A 15,044-nucleotide genomic window follows, 5' to 3' on the forward strand; every position below is an offset into this window, starting at 1 on the left:
AATGAAAAAAGATTTACATAATCTTCCACTAAGAAGTGGAGTAGGAATTGTTGTGTTAAATAAAGAGAATAAAGTGTTTGTTGCCAAAAGAATAGATAACCCCAAAAATTTTTGGCAAATGCCACAAGGCGGTGTAGATGAAGGTGAGGATTTTTTAAAAGCTGCTTACAGGGAATTAGAAGAGGAAACTAGTATTAAGAGTGTCGAATTGATCAAAGAATTAGACGGGACTATAACTTATGAACTTCCAGATAGATTGCTTGGTTTGATTTGGAAAGGAAAGTACAGAGGTCAAAAACAAAAATGGTTTTTAATGAGATTTGTTGGGTCAGATAGTGAAATAAATATCAAAACTAAACACCCTGAGTTTTTAGAGTGGAAATGGGTAGAGCTAGACAAAATAACAGACTTAGTGGTTGATTTTAAACTTCACGTGTACAAAGAAGTTAAAGATAAAGTAAAAAAAATTCTTAATTAAGAGTTTTTAAAACTTCAATTTTTTGATCTACTAAATATTTAGCTTGATCATTAATATCTGACTTTCCTGCCTCTTCTTCAGCTTTTTTCAGTAAATCTTGTTGAACAGATTTATCCATATCAGATAAATTATAAATTGAGCTTGTTAGAATAGATAAATTATTATTTTTAAACTCTACTATACCATCCTCAACATAATAATTTTCATCACCAGATTTTGAACTTACTTTGATAATACCTGGTTTTAAAAATGAGATAATTGAAATGTGATCTTTTAATATCCCCATTTCTCCCTCAAAAGCAGGTACTACTACTTCTGATACATCTTCTTTGACCAAAAAAGATTTTTCAGGATTTACTATCTCAATTTTAAATTCTTCGCTCATTAAGCTGCAGCTTCTTTTTCCATTTTTTGAGCTTTTTCAATAGCCTCTTCAATTGTACCGACCATGTAAAAAGCTGCTTCTGGCAAGTGATCATATTCACCCTTACAGATTGCATCAAATCCTTTGATTGTAGATTCAAGATCAACTAATTTTCCTGGTGAACCTGTAAATACTTCCGCAACAAAGAATGGTTGAGATAAAAATCTTTGAATCTTTCTAGCTCTTGCTACCACTAATTTGTCTTCTTCAGATAATTCATCCATACCAAGGATAGCAATAATATCCTGAAGTGATTTATAAGATTGTAAAATTCTTTGTACATCTCTCGCAACTCTATAGTGCTCATCACCAACTATTCTTGGATCTAAAATTCTTGAAGTAGAATCTAATGGGTCTACTGCGGGATAAATACCAATTTCAGCTATTTGTCTTGAAAGTACAGTAGTAGCATCCAAGTGAGCAAATGATGTTGCGGGTGCTGGATCAGTTAAGTCATCAGCTGGAACATAAATCGCTTGCACAGAAGTAATTGATCCTTTGTTTGTAGTTGTAATTCTTTCTTGAAGATTACCCATATCAGTAGCTAATGTAGGCTGATATCCTACAGCTGAAGGAATTCTACCTAATAAAGCAGATACCTCTGAACCAGCTTGAGTAAATCTAAAAATATTATCAACGAAGAATAAAACGTCTTGTCCTTCTTGATCTCTAAAATATTCTGCAACTGTTAATCCAGTTAAAGCAACTCTTGCTCTTGCTCCTGGGGGTTCATTCATTTGTCCATAAACCAATGCAGCTTTAGAACCAGGACCATCTTGCTTGATTACTCCAGATTCCATCATCTCATGGTAAAGATCATTTCCTTCTCTAGTTCTTTCTCCAACTCCAGCAAAAACTGAAAATCCACCATGTGCTTTCGCAACGTTGTTAATCAATTCCATAATTAAAACTGTCTTACCAACACCAGCACCTCCAAATAGTCCAATTTTTCCTCCTTTGGCATATGGTGCTAATAAGTCGATAACTTTAATACCAGTAACTAATATTTCAGTTTCAGTTGATTGATCATTAAATTCAGGCGCAGCTCTGTGAATAGGCCAGCTTTCTTTAGTTTTAACCTCACCTCTTTCGTCGATTGGCTCACCAATTACATTAATAATTCTACCTAGTGTTTCTGGTCCAACAGGTACCTGGATAGGAGCATTCGTATTTACAACTTCATCTCCTCTTTTTAATCCTTCAGTAGCATCCATTGCAATAGTTCTTACAGTAGTTTCTCCTAAGTGCTGAGCAACCTCTAAAACCAATCTATTGTCACCATTTTTACATTCTAATGCTGTTAAAATTTCCGGTAATTCTCCCTCAAATTTTACGTCTACTACCGCTCCAATAACTTGTGTGATTATTCCTTTGCTCATAATTATAAACTTTCTGCTCCTGATATGATTTCTATTAGTTCTTTAGTAATTGCTGCCTGACGACTTCTATTATATTCGATAGTAAGTTTGTCAACCATTTCACCTGCGTTTCGGGTTGCATTATCCATTGCACTCATTCTGGATCCTTGTTCGCTAGCTGAATTCTCTAACATTGCCTTAAATATTTGTGTTGAAATATTTTTTGGCAACAAATTGCTTAAAATTTCATCTTCATCTGGTTCAAATTCGTAACTTTCATCTGAACTATTTTCACTTCCCTCATCATTTAAAGGGATTATTTGTTGAGCCTGTGGGATTTGCGTAATTACATTTTTAAATTTATTGTAAAAAATCGTACAAACATCAAATTCACCTGCTTCAAATTTTTCAATAATAATTTTTCCTACTTTGTCTGCATCAAAATAATTTGCATTTTTCGACTCTTTAAATGAAATGTTTTCAATTATTTTATCACCATAAATTCTCTTAAGCTGGTCATTGCCCTTTGAACCTACAGTGATAATTTTAAGCTCTTTATTCTCATCTAAAATTTTAGAAAAGTAACTTTTTGCTTTCTTAATTATGTTAGAATTAAATCCACCACATAGACCTCTATCTGATGTCATAACAACACAAAGGTGAACTTTGTCTTGTCCTGTACCAGCTAATAACTTTGGTGCATTTTCTTTATCTGAAATTCCACTAGAAAGGTTTAAAATTACATTGTTCATTTTTTCTGAATAAGGCCGTCCTTTTTCAGCACTTTCTTGTGCTTTTCTCAATTTTGCAGCTGCAACCATTTTCATAGCCTTAGTAATCTTTTGTGTAGATTTTACACTGGCTATTCTTTTTTTTAGGTCGTCTAAACTTGCCATATCAAATTAAGATTTAAGGGTTTCCTTTAATTGAGTAATCAGTTCAACTAATAACTTTTCTTTATCCTCTTCAAGTTTTCCTGAACTTTGTATCGACTCAATAATCTCAGGTTTTTCTGATTTACATTTTTCAATGATTTTACTTTCAAAACCTGCAACGTCTTTTAAATCGATATCATCAAGATATCCTTTAACACCACAGAAAACCGAAATTACTTGTTCAGCAACTGTCATTGGAGAATATTGCTTTTGTTTTAAAAGCTCAGTTAATTTTGATCCTCTATTCAATAACTGCTGAGTAGAAGCATCTAAATCTGAACCAAATTGAGCAAATGCTGCCATTTCTCTATATTGAGCAAGCTCAAGTTTCATAGATCCTGAAACTTTTTTCATCGCTTTAGTTTGTGCAGATGAGCCTACCCTTGAAACTGATAAACCAACGTTAATTGCAGGTCTTATTCCTTGGTTGAATAATTCAGTTTCTAAGAAAATCTGACCATCCGTAATTGAAATTACATTTGTTGGAATAAATGCAGATACGTCTCCACCTTGAGTTTCAATAATTGGAAGTGCTGTTAAAGATCCTCCACCATGTTCATCACTCAATTTTGCAGCTCTTTCTAATAATCTACTATGTAAATAGAATACATCTCCTGGATAAGCCTCACGTCCTGGAGGTCTTCTAAGTAAAAGTGACATTTGTCTGTAAGCAACTGCTTGTTTTGATAAATCATCGTAAATAATCAACGCGTGCATTCCATTATCTCTGAAATATTCACCCATAGCACAACCAGTATATGGAGCTAAAAACTGAAGTGGCGCTGAGTCTGATGCTGTTGCAGCAACAATTGTTGTGTATTCCATTGCACCAGCTTCCTCTAAAGTTTTTTGAATTTGTCTAACAGTTGATCTTTTCTGACCTACAGCAACATAAATACAATATAATTTTTGTTTTTCATCGCCTGATTCATTGATCTTTTTTTGGTTTATGATTGCATCAACTGCAACCGCAGTTTTTCCTGTTTGTCTATCACCAATGATTAATTCCCTTTGTCCTCTTCCGATTGGAACCAAACTATCAATTGATTTTAAACCTGTTTGCATTGGTTCATTAACTGATTGTCTAGGGATAATTCCAGGAGCCTTAACCTCTACTCTGCTCTTTTGTACACTTTTATCTAATGCACCCTTGCCATCAATTGGATTTCCTAAACCATCTACTACTCTACCTAGTAACTCTTTTCCAACTGGCGTATCAACAATTTTTCCAGTTCTTTTTACAACATCACCTTCTTTAACATTTCTGTCATCACCAAAAATTACAACACCAACGTTTTCGCTCTCTAAGTTTAGGGCCATACCTTTAGAGCCATCAGAAAATTCAACCATCTCTCCAGCCTGAACATTGTCAAGACCGTAAATTCTAGCGATACCATCACCAACTGATAAAACCTGACCTACCTCAGTAACCTCTGCTTTATCTCCAAAATTTTTTATTTGTTCTTTTAATATTTTTGTAACTTCTGAAGGATTTATTTCCATTTATGCCTCTATCATTCTATTTTCGATTTGTTGTAATTTACTTTTAATTGAGGTGTCAACCATAGTACTCCCTACCTGTACTACTAAACCTCCTATTAAACTTTCATCATGTTTGTAGTTTAATTTTATTTTTGAACTAAAGTTTTTAGTTAATTCTTCCGTAATTTGTTTAATTTCTTCATTAGATAATTGTTTAGCAGATCTTAATTCGGCTTTTAGTTCTCCCCTTTTTTCTGAACAGATCTCGATGAAACTTTTAAGAATTCTTTCTACAAAAAAGAACCTTCTCTTTTGAATTAAAAAACTTAAAAAATTTTTTAACAATTGATCAAATTTATAATTTTCTGAGATTGTATTGACTACTTTTAATAAATCATCTTGGCTTGTAGTTGGATCTTTTATTAAATTTGAAAAATCTTGGCTTTGTTCTAGCAATTTTAGAACTGAGAGTGACTGCTCTTCTATTTGGGATGTAACATTGCTTTCAGTAGATAATTCATAAAGCGCAAGTGAATACCTTTCTGCTGAAGTAATTGAAAATCCTGTGTCTTTGCTCAACTTGATACCTCTAAAATGTTGAAGATTATTTAAAAATCACGCTCTAATTAGCACATGACCTTTGTGTCTTCAAGTGACTGATTGACGAAAAAGTCCTCTTTTTTGGGCCTAATTGAAGTTAATTGGATCAACATCAACTGAAAGTTTTATTCCTTTTGGAAATTTGTATTTTGGAACTGATTTTGCAATAGCATTTTGCAGTTTCATAGATTTTGAACCTCTAATTAAAAATCTGACTCTAAAATTTCTTTTTAGTCTAAATATAGGAGCTTCAACTGGACCTAATATATTCCCCTCGATATTGTTTTCTAAATAATTTTTAAAGTCATAAGCCTCTTTTTCTAATTTTTTTTGATTTTCACCAGTCATAATCAGAGAAATAAATCTTTGATAAGGTGGAAGTTTATTTTTTTTTCTAATTTCCAGTTCTCTTTTTAAAAATATATCAGGATTTTTATTTGTAATTTCTAAAATCATATTTTTATTATTGTTATAGGTTTGAAAATATACTGTTGCAGGTTTTCCTGTTCTTCCAGCTCTTCCTGATAACTGATGATATAACTGCAAATTTTTTTCAGCTCCTCTTAAATCATTTCCGTTAGCTGATAAATCAATATCAACAACAACAATGCAATTTAAACTTGGAAAGTGAAATCCTTTAGAAATTAATTGTGTACCAACTAATATCTCGGTTTGATTATTTATAATTCTTTCTAATTTGCTTGATGAGTCTTTTTTATTCATTGTATCACTTGAAAAAATTTCAACTTCCTTATTAGGAAATTTTTTTTTAACTTCCTCAGATATCCTCTCTACACCAGGTCCACTAAAGACAAAATTACATTCACCCTCTTTTGAGCAATCTCTTTTTAAATCAGTTTTAAAACCACAATAGTGACATAATAAATTATTTTTATTTTTATGATAAACAAGGTTGATAGTACAATTTGGACAAGAATAGCTAGTTAAACAATTTTTGCACAACGCATGAGGTGAAAAACCTCTTCTATTTAAAAAAAATAAAACCTGATCTTTTCTCTCAAGGTGAAAATGTACTTTTTCAATTATTTTATCTGATAACCAAGATTGTTTTTCAAGTTTAGTTTTATTAAGATCTATAATTTCATAATTTGGTAATGAAGCATTTTTATACCTCTCTGTAAGTCTTGATAAAGAATATTTTCCTTTTTGAATATTTTCAAAAGTTTCAATTGATGGAACAGCTGTTACTAAATTAACTGGTATATTTTCAAATGAAGCTCTAGAAATTGCCATATCTCGTGCATTATAAGTTACACCTTCATCTTGTTTAAATGATTGATCATGCTCTTCATCTACAATTATCATACCTAGATTTTTAAAAGGTAAAAATAATGATGATCTTGCTCCTATAATTACTTTAACTTCTCCATTTGATATTCCACTCCAAATTAATTCTTTCTTTTTTTTTGAAACTCCTGAGTGCCACACAGCCGCATTAAAACCAAAATATTCATTAAATTTTTTTTCAAATTGACCTGTTAAACCTATTTCAGGTAACAAAATTAACCCCTGATATCCTTGTTTTATAAGGTTTTTTAAAGCTTCAAAATACACAAGAGTTTTACCTGATCCTGTTGTTCCTTGTAACACATGTACTCTAAAATTTTGGTTAGTGCTTACCATTTCCTCATATGCTTTGATTTGATATTTGGTTAATTTTATAGATGTATTTTTAATCTCACTTTTAAAATTATTATAAGAACTTAGCTCCTTATTTTCTATTGCATGACTACTTAATAAAATAAGCTTTAGAGCCATTCCTTTTGGAATAATATTGTACTCTGAAAACCAGTTTAAAAATTTAATAGTATTTTTTTTTAGAGGAGTCACATCTAACTTCCTTAAAACTTTTTTTATTTTAAACGTTTTGTTGCTATTTTTTTCAAATTCATCCCAAACTACACCTGTAATTTTTGATTTACCAAAAGGAACTTCCACATAATCTCCCAATTCGAGATCAATACTACTTTCATAAGTAAATGGATGATCAAAAATATTAGGTAAAAGAATCGGAAATTTCATATTTTTATAATATGAAAAAAAATTAAGAGTGTATTGCTCTTTTATCTACTGATAATGCAGCTTCTTTAACTGCTTCTGAAAAAGTTGGGTGCGCATGACATGTTCTTGCTATATCTTCTGAACTTGCACCAAATTCCATAGCTACACCTATTTCAGCGATTAACTCTCCTGCATGAGGGCCTATAATATGAGCTCCTAATACTTTGTCTGTTTGCTCATCTGCTAATATTTTTACAAATCCCTCAGCATCATCAATTGCTTTAGCTCTAGAATTTGCCATAAATGAAAATTTACCAACTTTATACTTTTGATTAAGTTCTTTTAATTGTTCTTCTGTTTTTCCTATAGATGCAACTTCTGGAGTAGTATACACAACACCAGGTATTGTATCATAATTAACATGTCCAGATTGTCCTGCAATATTTTCCGCAACTGCAATTCCTTCATCTTCAGCTTTATGAGCAAGCATTGGTCCTACTATTACATCGCCAATAGCAAAAATATTTTCGACATTTGTTTTAAAAGTTTTGTCAGTTTTTATTCTTTTTCTTTCATCTAAATCAATTCCTACTGCATCTAAATTTAGTCCATCCGTATTTGGTTTTCTTCCAACAGAAATTAATACCACATCACATTCAAAATTATTTTTATTGCCATCTTTATCTACTGTTGAAACAACTGCTCCGTTGTTATTTTTCTGAATTGTTTCAACTTTGTTTTGCATATTAAATTTAATACCTTGTTTTTTTAAAATTTTCATAAACTCAGACGAAATTTCTTTATCCATTCCAGGTGTAATATGATCTAAGAATTCTACAACCTGAACTTCCGAACCTAATCTTGACCAAACTGAACCCATCTCTAAACCAATGTAGCCACCTCCAACCACGACCATTTTATTTGGTACTTTTTCTAATTTTAAGGCCCCTGTAGAGGAAACAATTACTTTTTCATCAATATCAATTCCAGGTAATGAAACTGGTACAGATCCGGTTGCTATTACTGTTTTTTCTGATTCAATAATTGTCTCATTATTGTTATCATCTTTAATTAAGATTTGATTTTTTGATTTAAAGCTTCCGTGACCCTTAAAATAAGTAACTTTGTTTTTTTTTAAAAGAAATTCAACACCTTTGGTCAATATTGTTACAGCTTTATCTTTACTTTTCATCATCTTTTCAAGATTAAGTTTCACCTCACCTATCTCGATACCCTTATTGGATAAATTTTTTACTTTATGAAATTCTTCAGAGAGATTTAATAAACTTTTTGATGGTATACAGCCAACATTTAAGCAAGTTCCACCTAGTGAACCTCTAGACTCTATGCATGCTGTTTTCAAACCTAATTGTGCAAGCCTAATTGCACAAACATAACCACCAGGCCCTCCTCCAATAACTACAGCTTGAAATTTTTCTGACATTTAAATATCCAAAAATAATCTTCTAGGATCTTCTAGATTTTCTTTAATCATTTTTAAGAAAGAAACAGATTCTTTGCCATCAATAATTCTGTGATCATAAGAAAGAGCTAAATACATGATGGGTCTTATTTTTATTTCACCTTCTACTACCACAGGGCGCTCTACAATGTTGTGCATACCTAGAACACCTGATTGAGGTAAGTTTAGAATTGGAGTTGATAACATTGACCCATATACACCACCATTACTGATAGTAAATGTTCCTCCTTGTAAATCTTCAATTGTTAATTTTCCATCTCTAGCTTTTTCAGAAATATCTTTGATATTTTTTTCAATATCTGCAAATGAAAGCTCATCTGCATTTCTTAAAACTGGAACAACTAAACCTTTATCCGTACCTACAGCAAAACTAATATTATAATAGTTTTTATATATAATTTCATCGCCATCAATTTCAGCATTAACAGCAGGGAAATGTTTCAAGGCCACTACACATGCTTTAACAAAGAATGACATGAAGCCTAATTTAATTCCATATCTACTTTGAAAGTCTTGTTGATTTTCTTTTCTCATTTCCATTATATTTGTCATGTCAACTTCATTAAAAGTTGTAAGTAATGCAGCATTTTCTTGAGCTTGTTTTAATCTCTTAGCAATTGTCTGTCTTAGTCTGGTCATTTTAATTCGTTCTTCTTGACCATATTGAATTTTTCTCTCTGATGGTTTTGGATTTGCTCCCATTAGACCAATTAAATCTCCTTTTAAAACCTGACCATTTTTTCCTGAACCTTGAACTGAATTAACATCAATATTATTTTCAGTAACAATTTTTCTGACAGCAGGAGACAAAGTATCATTTTTATTATCTATTACTGGCACTGGTTTTGGTGCTACTTCCTCAGTCAAAACTAAGGGCTTAGGTTTTTGAATTTCTGTTTTTTTATCTTCAAAAATTTCTGGTTCTTTTTTATTTGTATCTAATTTTATTACATTGTTTTCAGGAGGAGCTTCTTCAACTTGTTTGGGTTCCTCTTTTTTTTCAGTTGGTATCACTTTTGCTGAACCATTTTCTGAAACAGAACCTAATAAAGCTCCAACTTCCACTGTGGAGCCATCTTGTGAATTAATTTCTGTTAAAACACCAGTTATTGGTGATGGGACTTCTAAATTAACTTTGTCAGTTTCAAGTTCTACAATTGGTTCATCAGCTTCAACTGCATCTCCAGTTTTTTTTAACCATTTTGCAACCGTTGCTTCTGTAATACTCTCACCAAGTACTGGAACTACTATTTTTTCACTCATTATAATTTAATCAAACACCTTATTAATTATTTCTTGTTGCTGAGAATTATGCCTCTTTGCATATCCAGTTGCTGGAGTTGCATCAGGGCTTCTTCCTATATAAGAAATTTCATTATATTTAGCCTTTAAAGTATCTAATGTCCATTGAATATAATCTCTCACTGAAAACCATGCTCCCATATTCTTTGGCTCTTCTTGACACCAAAAGAATTTAGCATTTTTGGCATAAGGTTTAAGTTCGTTTACTAAAGCTTTTGCTGGGAAAGGATAAAGTTGTTCTATTCTAAACATAATTACATCATCTCTTTTTAATTTTTCTCTAGCGTCAAGTAAGTCAAAGTAAACTTTGCCTGAGCACAAAATAACTTTTTTAATCTCAGAGCTTTCTTTAAGTTTAATAAAACCATTTGATTTTGGATCGATCGCATGATCCCACAAAACTCTATGGAAAGTATTTTGTTTGTTAAAATCCTCTAAGTTAGAAACGCAGTATTTATTTCTGAGTAATGACTTTGGAGTCATTATAATTAGTGGTTTTCTAAAATCTCTATGCATTTGACGTCTTAATGCATGATAATAATTGGCTGGAGTTGTACAATTCATAACTTGCATATTGTCGTTTGAACATAACTGTAAAAACCTTTCTAATCTAGCAGATGAATGTTCAGGACCTTGACCTTCGTATCCATGAGGTAACAACATTACAAGGCCTGATGCTCTATTCCATTTTCTCTCACCTGATGCTATAAACTGATCAATCACAACTTGAGCTCCATTTGCAAAATCTCCAAATTGAGCTTCCCAAATTGTTAGAGTGTTTGGTTCAACTAAACTGTAACCATATTCGAAACCTAAAACTGCAAGTTCAGATAAAAAACTATCTACTACTTCAAATTGTTTTTGACCTTTGACAATATTATTTAATGGAATATATCTCGAATTATCAATTTGATTTCTTAGTACAGAATGTCTTTGACTAAAAGTTCCTCTACCAGAGTCTTGTCCAACTAAACGAACTGGATATCCTTCAACTAACAAAGATCCAAACGCAAGAGCTTCTGCTGAAGACCAATCAATTCCCACTCCTTTTTCAATCGAGTCTCTTCTCGTATTTAATATTTTACTAATAGTTTTATGAATATTTTTTTCTGATGGTACTGTATTTATTTTTTTTGAAATTATTTTTAATTTCTCCTCATCAAAACCTGATATTCCTCTTTTATCTTTTCCTTTCTCAGGTTTATATCTTGACCATGTACCCTCAAACCATTCTATTTTAGGCTTGTAGTCTTTTGCACTTTTATATTGATCATCTAATAAATCTTTAAATGATTTAACATTTTGATTTAATAATTCTTGAGTAATTGATTTTTCATTAACCAGTTTATTCCCATAAATTTTATATACACTTGGGTGAGATTTAATTTTTTGATACATCAATGGCTGAGTAAACGATGGCTCATCTCCCTCATTATGACCAAACCTTCTGTAACAAATTAAATCTACTACAACGTCTCTATTAAATTTTAATCTGAATTCTGTAGCTATTCTGGTAGCATAAACAACTGCCTCTGGATCGTCTCCATTAACATGTAAAATTGGAGCCTCAACCATTTTTGCAACATCAGAAGGATAAGGTGACGATCTTGCAAATCGAGGACTCGTTGTAAAACCAATTTGATTATTTACAATTATATGAATAGTACCACCAGTGTTATGTCCTGGTAGACCTGACATAGCAAAACATTCTGCTACCACACCCTGACCAGCAAATGCAGCATCACCATGAATTAGTATTGGGATAACTTTGTTTCTCTCTTTGTCTTTATGAAAAAATTGTTTTGCTCTAGTTTGTCCTAAAACGACAGGATTTACTGCTTCAAGGTGAGATGGATTATCTGTCAAACTAACATGAACAGAATTTCCATCAAATTGTCTGTCAGAAGATGCACCAAGATGATATTTTACATCTCCAGCACTATCCTCAGAGTCATCACTATATTCACCAGCAAATTCATTAAATATTCTTTTATAAGATTTTTGTAAAACGTTAGCCAAAACATTTAGTCTGCCTCTATGAGACATTCCAATTTTAACCTCTTTAATTTGTTGTTGACCACCAATTTTAATTATTTGCTCAAGTGCAGGAATTAAACTTTCTCCTCCATCTAATCCAAATCTTTTTGTACCAACATACTTAGTTGCTAAAAATTTTTCAAAACCTTCTGCTTGAACTAATTTATTTAGAATTGCTTCCTTACCATTTTTAGTAAACTGAAGAGCTTTATCATCTTGCTCAATTCTATCTCTAAACCATTTTCTTTCATCAGGATTAGAAATGTGCATAAACTCATAACCTATTTTTCCACAATAGGTTTTTTTCATAAATTTTAAAATTTCTTTAATATTGGCATACTTTTTATTTATCACGCCGTTTAAGAAAATTTTTCTTTCATAGTTTTCTTTCTTAAAACCATAAAACTCTGGATGAAGTTCATCTAAATATTCAGACTCTCTCATTCCCAAAGGATCAAGATCAGCTAACAAATGCCCCCTTAATCTGTAAGCTCTGATTAACGCAACTGCACTTATTGAATCTTTGTTAGAATCTGCAAGTAATTGAAAATTAAATTTTTCTGAAGTATCTATTTTTTCATTATTTAAATTAGTAATTTCATTTTCATCTATTTTCTTTTGAAGCTCATCAATATTTATTTTGGTCTTTTCTGGTCCCCATGACGGTCCATTTATTTCATTAGCAATTACTTTTATTTCATCACCGATTCCTTCAAAATAATTTAACCAACTTTCAGGGAGATCTTTATCTTTGTTAATAAATTTTAAGTACATTTGCTCAATGAATGCACTATTTGATTTATGTAAAAATGAATTTTTTTCGAAATCGAGATTTTTTGATGATGACATCTTATTTATTTAATATATCCCTCTAAAAAATATTTTTCAATTAGACAGTTTATCAAATAAAGTTTTACCAATTATTGATGGTGATTTTGCGACTGTAATTCCACATTCTTCCATTTTTTTTATTTTATCCTCTGCACCACCTTTACCTCCAGAAATAATTGCACCTGCATGCCCCATTCTTCTCCCTGGTGGCGCGGTAATTCCAGCTATAAATCCAACTGTTGGTTTTTTAATCTTATGGTTTTTCAAAAATTCTGCAGCTTCCTCTTCAGCAGAACCTCCTATCTCTCCAATCATTAAAATTGATTGTGTCTCTTCATCATTTAAAAACAAATCTAAACAATCTATAAAATTTGTACCATTTATAGGATCTCCTCCAATTCCGATACATGTTGATTGCCCTAATCCATTTTCAGTTGTTTGAGCAACCGCTTCGTAGGTTAAAGTTCCAGATCTAGATACAATTCCAACTGAACCTCTTTTATGAATATTACCAGGCATAATTCCAATTTTACATTCATCTGGAGTTATAATTCCTGGACAATTTGGACCTATAAGTCTGCTATTAGACTCATCTAATTTTTTTCTAACCTTAAGCATATCTTGAATTGGGATACCTTCAGTAATGCAAACAATTAATTCAACAGATGCATCGATAGCTTCTATAATTGCTGCGGCAGCAAATTTTGCAGGCACATAAATCATAGTGGCATCTGCCCCAACTGCATCTTTAGCTTCAGCTACAGAATTAAATACAGGTCTGTCTAAATGCTTTTGACCTCCTTTTTTAGGAGTAACACCTCCTACTAAATTTGTTCCATATTTTATTGCTTGCTCTGAATGGAAAGTTCCATGTGCACCTGTAAAACCCTGACAAATTACTTTAGTTTCTTTATTAACTAAAACTGACATTTATTTAATAGCCTCAACAATTTTCTTAGCAGCATCATCTAAGTTCTCTGCTGAAATTAATTTTAAACCTGAATTATCTAAAATTTCTTTTCCTTCTTTAAAATTTGTCCCTGCAAGTCGAACTACTAAAGGTACACTAATATTAATTTCTTTTGCAGCGTCCACTACTCCTTGTGCAAGCACATCACATCTCATTATTCCCCCAAAAATATTTATCAAAATTCCCTTCACATTTTTATCTGAAAGAATAATTTTAAATGCTGCAGAAACTTTTTCTTTTGAGGCTCCACCTCCTACATCTAAGAAATTAGCTGGCTCTTTACCATATAATTTGATTATATCCATAGTTGCCATTGCTAGACCTGCACCATTAACCATACATCCAATACTTCCATCTAACTTGATATAAGCTAAATCATGTTTGCTAGCTTCAATCTCCGTAGGATCTTCTTCATTTAGATCTCTTAATTCTAAAATTTCAGGGTGTCTAAATAATGCATTAGAGTCGAAATTAACTTTCGCATCTAAACAAACAATCTTTCCCTCTTTTGTTAAAATTAAAGGATTTACCTCAACCATATTAGCATCTGTACTAATAAACATTTTATAAATCGATTTGATTAGTAAAATTGCTTGATCTTTTGCATCACTGTTTAAATCAAAAATTTTAATTACTGACTCACAATCTGCATCTGATATTTCTTCAGCTATATCAACTTTAGTTGTAATAATTTTTTCTAGATTTGAGCTTGCTACTTCTTCAATATCCATTCCACCTTGGTCACTTGAAATAAATGCGATCTTTGAGCTCGCTCTATCAACTAAACATGATAAATAGAATTCTTTTTCTATATTAGAGGATTCTTCAACATATAATCGCTTAACTTCTCTTCCTTCTGGTCCAGTTTGATGAGTTACAAGTGTTTTTCCAAGCAACTCATTTGCTGAATTTTTTAATTCCTCAAGTGTATTAAGAATTTTAACTCCTCCAGCTTTACCTCTACCACCAGCATGAATTTGAGCCTTTAAAACATACTTTTCAGTTTTTAAATTTTTTGCTTTTTCAATCAAGTCATCAACATTTGTTGAAAAAAATCCTGCTGGAACTATTGCTCCATATTTCTTTAAAATTTCTTTCGCTTGGTGCTCGTGAATATTCATT

General features: G+C 31.7%; 12 protein-coding genes. 1 reads left to right on the forward strand and 11 read right to left on the reverse strand.

The window, feature by feature from the left end; translation table 11 throughout:
* Nucleotide 1: 1 nt before the first annotated feature.
* Nucleotides 2-478: an RNA pyrophosphohydrolase gene (locus tag ACTTA8_RS06235; RefSeq protein WP_440654959.1), complete on the forward strand. Its 477-nt coding sequence runs from the start codon at nucleotides 2-4 to the stop codon at nucleotides 476-478.
* Here ACTTA8_RS06235 and atpC read toward each other — a convergent pair.
* The 11 genes from atpC to sucC all read right to left on the reverse strand — a co-directional run bounded on the left by atpC (nucleotide 471) and on the right by sucC (nucleotide 15,043).
* Nucleotides 471-863, reverse strand: coding sequence for an ATP synthase F1 subunit epsilon (atpC, locus tag ACTTA8_RS06240; protein ID WP_440633077.1), 393 nt, complete (start codon nucleotides 861-863; stop codon nucleotides 471-473). The two genes, ACTTA8_RS06235 and atpC, sit on opposite strands and share 8 nt — an antisense overlap.
* Entirely contained in the window at nucleotides 863-2,281 is a 1,419-nt protein-coding gene (atpD, locus tag ACTTA8_RS06245; protein ID WP_262589885.1) for a F0F1 ATP synthase subunit beta, read from the reverse strand. Before atpD ends, atpC begins: the two co-directional genes overlap by 1 nt.
* A gap of 2 nt (nucleotides 2,282-2,283) precedes the next feature.
* Entirely contained in the window at nucleotides 2,284-3,156 is an 873-nt protein-coding gene (locus tag ACTTA8_RS06250) for a F0F1 ATP synthase subunit gamma (protein ID WP_075506072.1), read from the reverse strand.
* A gap of 6 nt (nucleotides 3,157-3,162) precedes the next feature.
* The gene (gene atpA / locus ACTTA8_RS06255) at nucleotides 3,163-4,698 is read right to left on the reverse strand and encodes a F0F1 ATP synthase subunit alpha (protein ID WP_262589886.1); all 1,536 of its coding nucleotides are present in this window, start codon (nucleotides 4,696-4,698) and stop codon (nucleotides 3,163-3,165) included.
* Entirely contained in the window at nucleotides 4,699-5,256 is a 558-nt protein-coding gene (gene atpH, locus ACTTA8_RS06260; RefSeq protein ID WP_075506074.1) for an ATP synthase F1 subunit delta, read from the reverse strand.
* A gap of 108 nt (nucleotides 5,257-5,364) precedes the next feature.
* Nucleotides 5,365-7,320 carry a replication restart helicase PriA gene (gene priA, locus ACTTA8_RS06265; RefSeq protein ID WP_440654960.1) on the reverse strand — a complete coding sequence of 652 codons (1,956 nt, stop codon included), beginning with the start codon at nucleotides 7,318-7,320 and terminating at the stop codon, nucleotides 5,365-5,367.
* A 22-nt stretch (nucleotides 7,321-7,342) separates the two neighbouring features.
* A complete protein-coding gene (gene lpdA, locus ACTTA8_RS06270; protein WP_440654961.1) occupies nucleotides 7,343-8,743 on the reverse strand; it encodes a dihydrolipoyl dehydrogenase in 1,401 nt (466 codons plus the stop codon).
* The gene (gene odhB, locus ACTTA8_RS06275) at nucleotides 8,744-10,045 is read right to left on the reverse strand and encodes a 2-oxoglutarate dehydrogenase complex dihydrolipoyllysine-residue succinyltransferase (protein WP_440654962.1); all 1,302 of its coding nucleotides are present in this window, start codon (nucleotides 10,043-10,045) and stop codon (nucleotides 8,744-8,746) included.
* 6 nt (nucleotides 10,046-10,051) lie between these two features.
* On the reverse strand, nucleotides 10,052-12,970 hold the full coding sequence (locus ACTTA8_RS06280; protein WP_440654963.1) for a 2-oxoglutarate dehydrogenase E1 component: 2,919 nt from the start codon (nucleotides 12,968-12,970) through the stop codon (nucleotides 10,052-10,054).
* A gap of 36 nt (nucleotides 12,971-13,006) precedes the next feature.
* Nucleotides 13,007-13,882 carry a succinate--CoA ligase subunit alpha gene (gene sucD, locus ACTTA8_RS06285; protein WP_440654964.1) on the reverse strand — a complete coding sequence of 292 codons (876 nt, stop codon included), beginning with the start codon at nucleotides 13,880-13,882 and terminating at the stop codon, nucleotides 13,007-13,009.
* The gene (gene sucC / locus ACTTA8_RS06290; RefSeq protein WP_440654966.1) at nucleotides 13,883-15,043 is read right to left on the reverse strand and encodes an ADP-forming succinate--CoA ligase subunit beta; all 1,161 of its coding nucleotides are present in this window, start codon (nucleotides 15,041-15,043) and stop codon (nucleotides 13,883-13,885) included.
* Between the last annotated feature and the right edge of the window lies 1 nt (nucleotide 15,044).

The organism is Candidatus Pelagibacter sp. HIMB1506 (assembly GCF_052047935.1).
In the GTDB taxonomy this organism is placed as follows: domain Bacteria; phylum Pseudomonadota; class Alphaproteobacteria; order Pelagibacterales; family Pelagibacteraceae; genus Pelagibacter.

What these genes read in the sequence shown, in the direction of transcription:
- ACTTA8_RS06235 (WP_440654959.1), top strand. Translation starts at nt 2, where the DNA reads ATGAAAAAAGATTTACATAATCTTCCACTAAGAAGTGGAGTAGGAATT.
- atpC (WP_440633077.1), bottom strand. Translation starts at nt 863, where the DNA reads ATGAGCGAAGAATTTAAAATTGAGATAGTAAATCCTGAAAAATCTTTT.
- atpD (WP_262589885.1), bottom strand. Translation starts at nt 2,281, where the DNA reads ATGAGCAAAGGAATAATCACACAAGTTATTGGAGCGGTAGTAGACGTA.
- ACTTA8_RS06250 (WP_075506072.1), bottom strand. Translation starts at nt 3,156, where the DNA reads ATGGCAAGTTTAGACGACCTAAAAAAAAGAATAGCCAGTGTAAAATCT.
- atpA (WP_262589886.1), bottom strand. Translation starts at nt 4,698, where the DNA reads ATGGAAATAAATCCTTCAGAAGTTACAAAAATATTAAAAGAACAAATA.
- priA (WP_440654960.1), bottom strand. Translation starts at nt 7,320, where the DNA reads ATGAAATTTCCGATTCTTTTACCTAATATTTTTGATCATCCATTTACT.
- lpdA (WP_440654961.1), bottom strand. Translation starts at nt 8,743, where the DNA reads ATGTCAGAAAAATTTCAAGCTGTAGTTATTGGAGGAGGGCCTGGTGGT.
- odhB (WP_440654962.1), bottom strand. Translation starts at nt 10,045, where the DNA reads ATGAGTGAAAAAATAGTAGTTCCAGTACTTGGTGAGAGTATTACAGAA.
- ACTTA8_RS06280 (WP_440654963.1), bottom strand. Translation starts at nt 12,970, where the DNA reads ATGTCATCATCAAAAAATCTCGATTTCGAAAAAAATTCATTTTTACAT.
- sucD (WP_440654964.1), bottom strand. Translation starts at nt 13,882, where the DNA reads ATGTCAGTTTTAGTTAATAAAGAAACTAAAGTAATTTGTCAGGGTTTT.
- sucC (WP_440654966.1), bottom strand. Translation starts at nt 15,043, where the DNA reads ATGAATATTCACGAGCACCAAGCGAAAGAAATTTTAAAGAAATATGGA.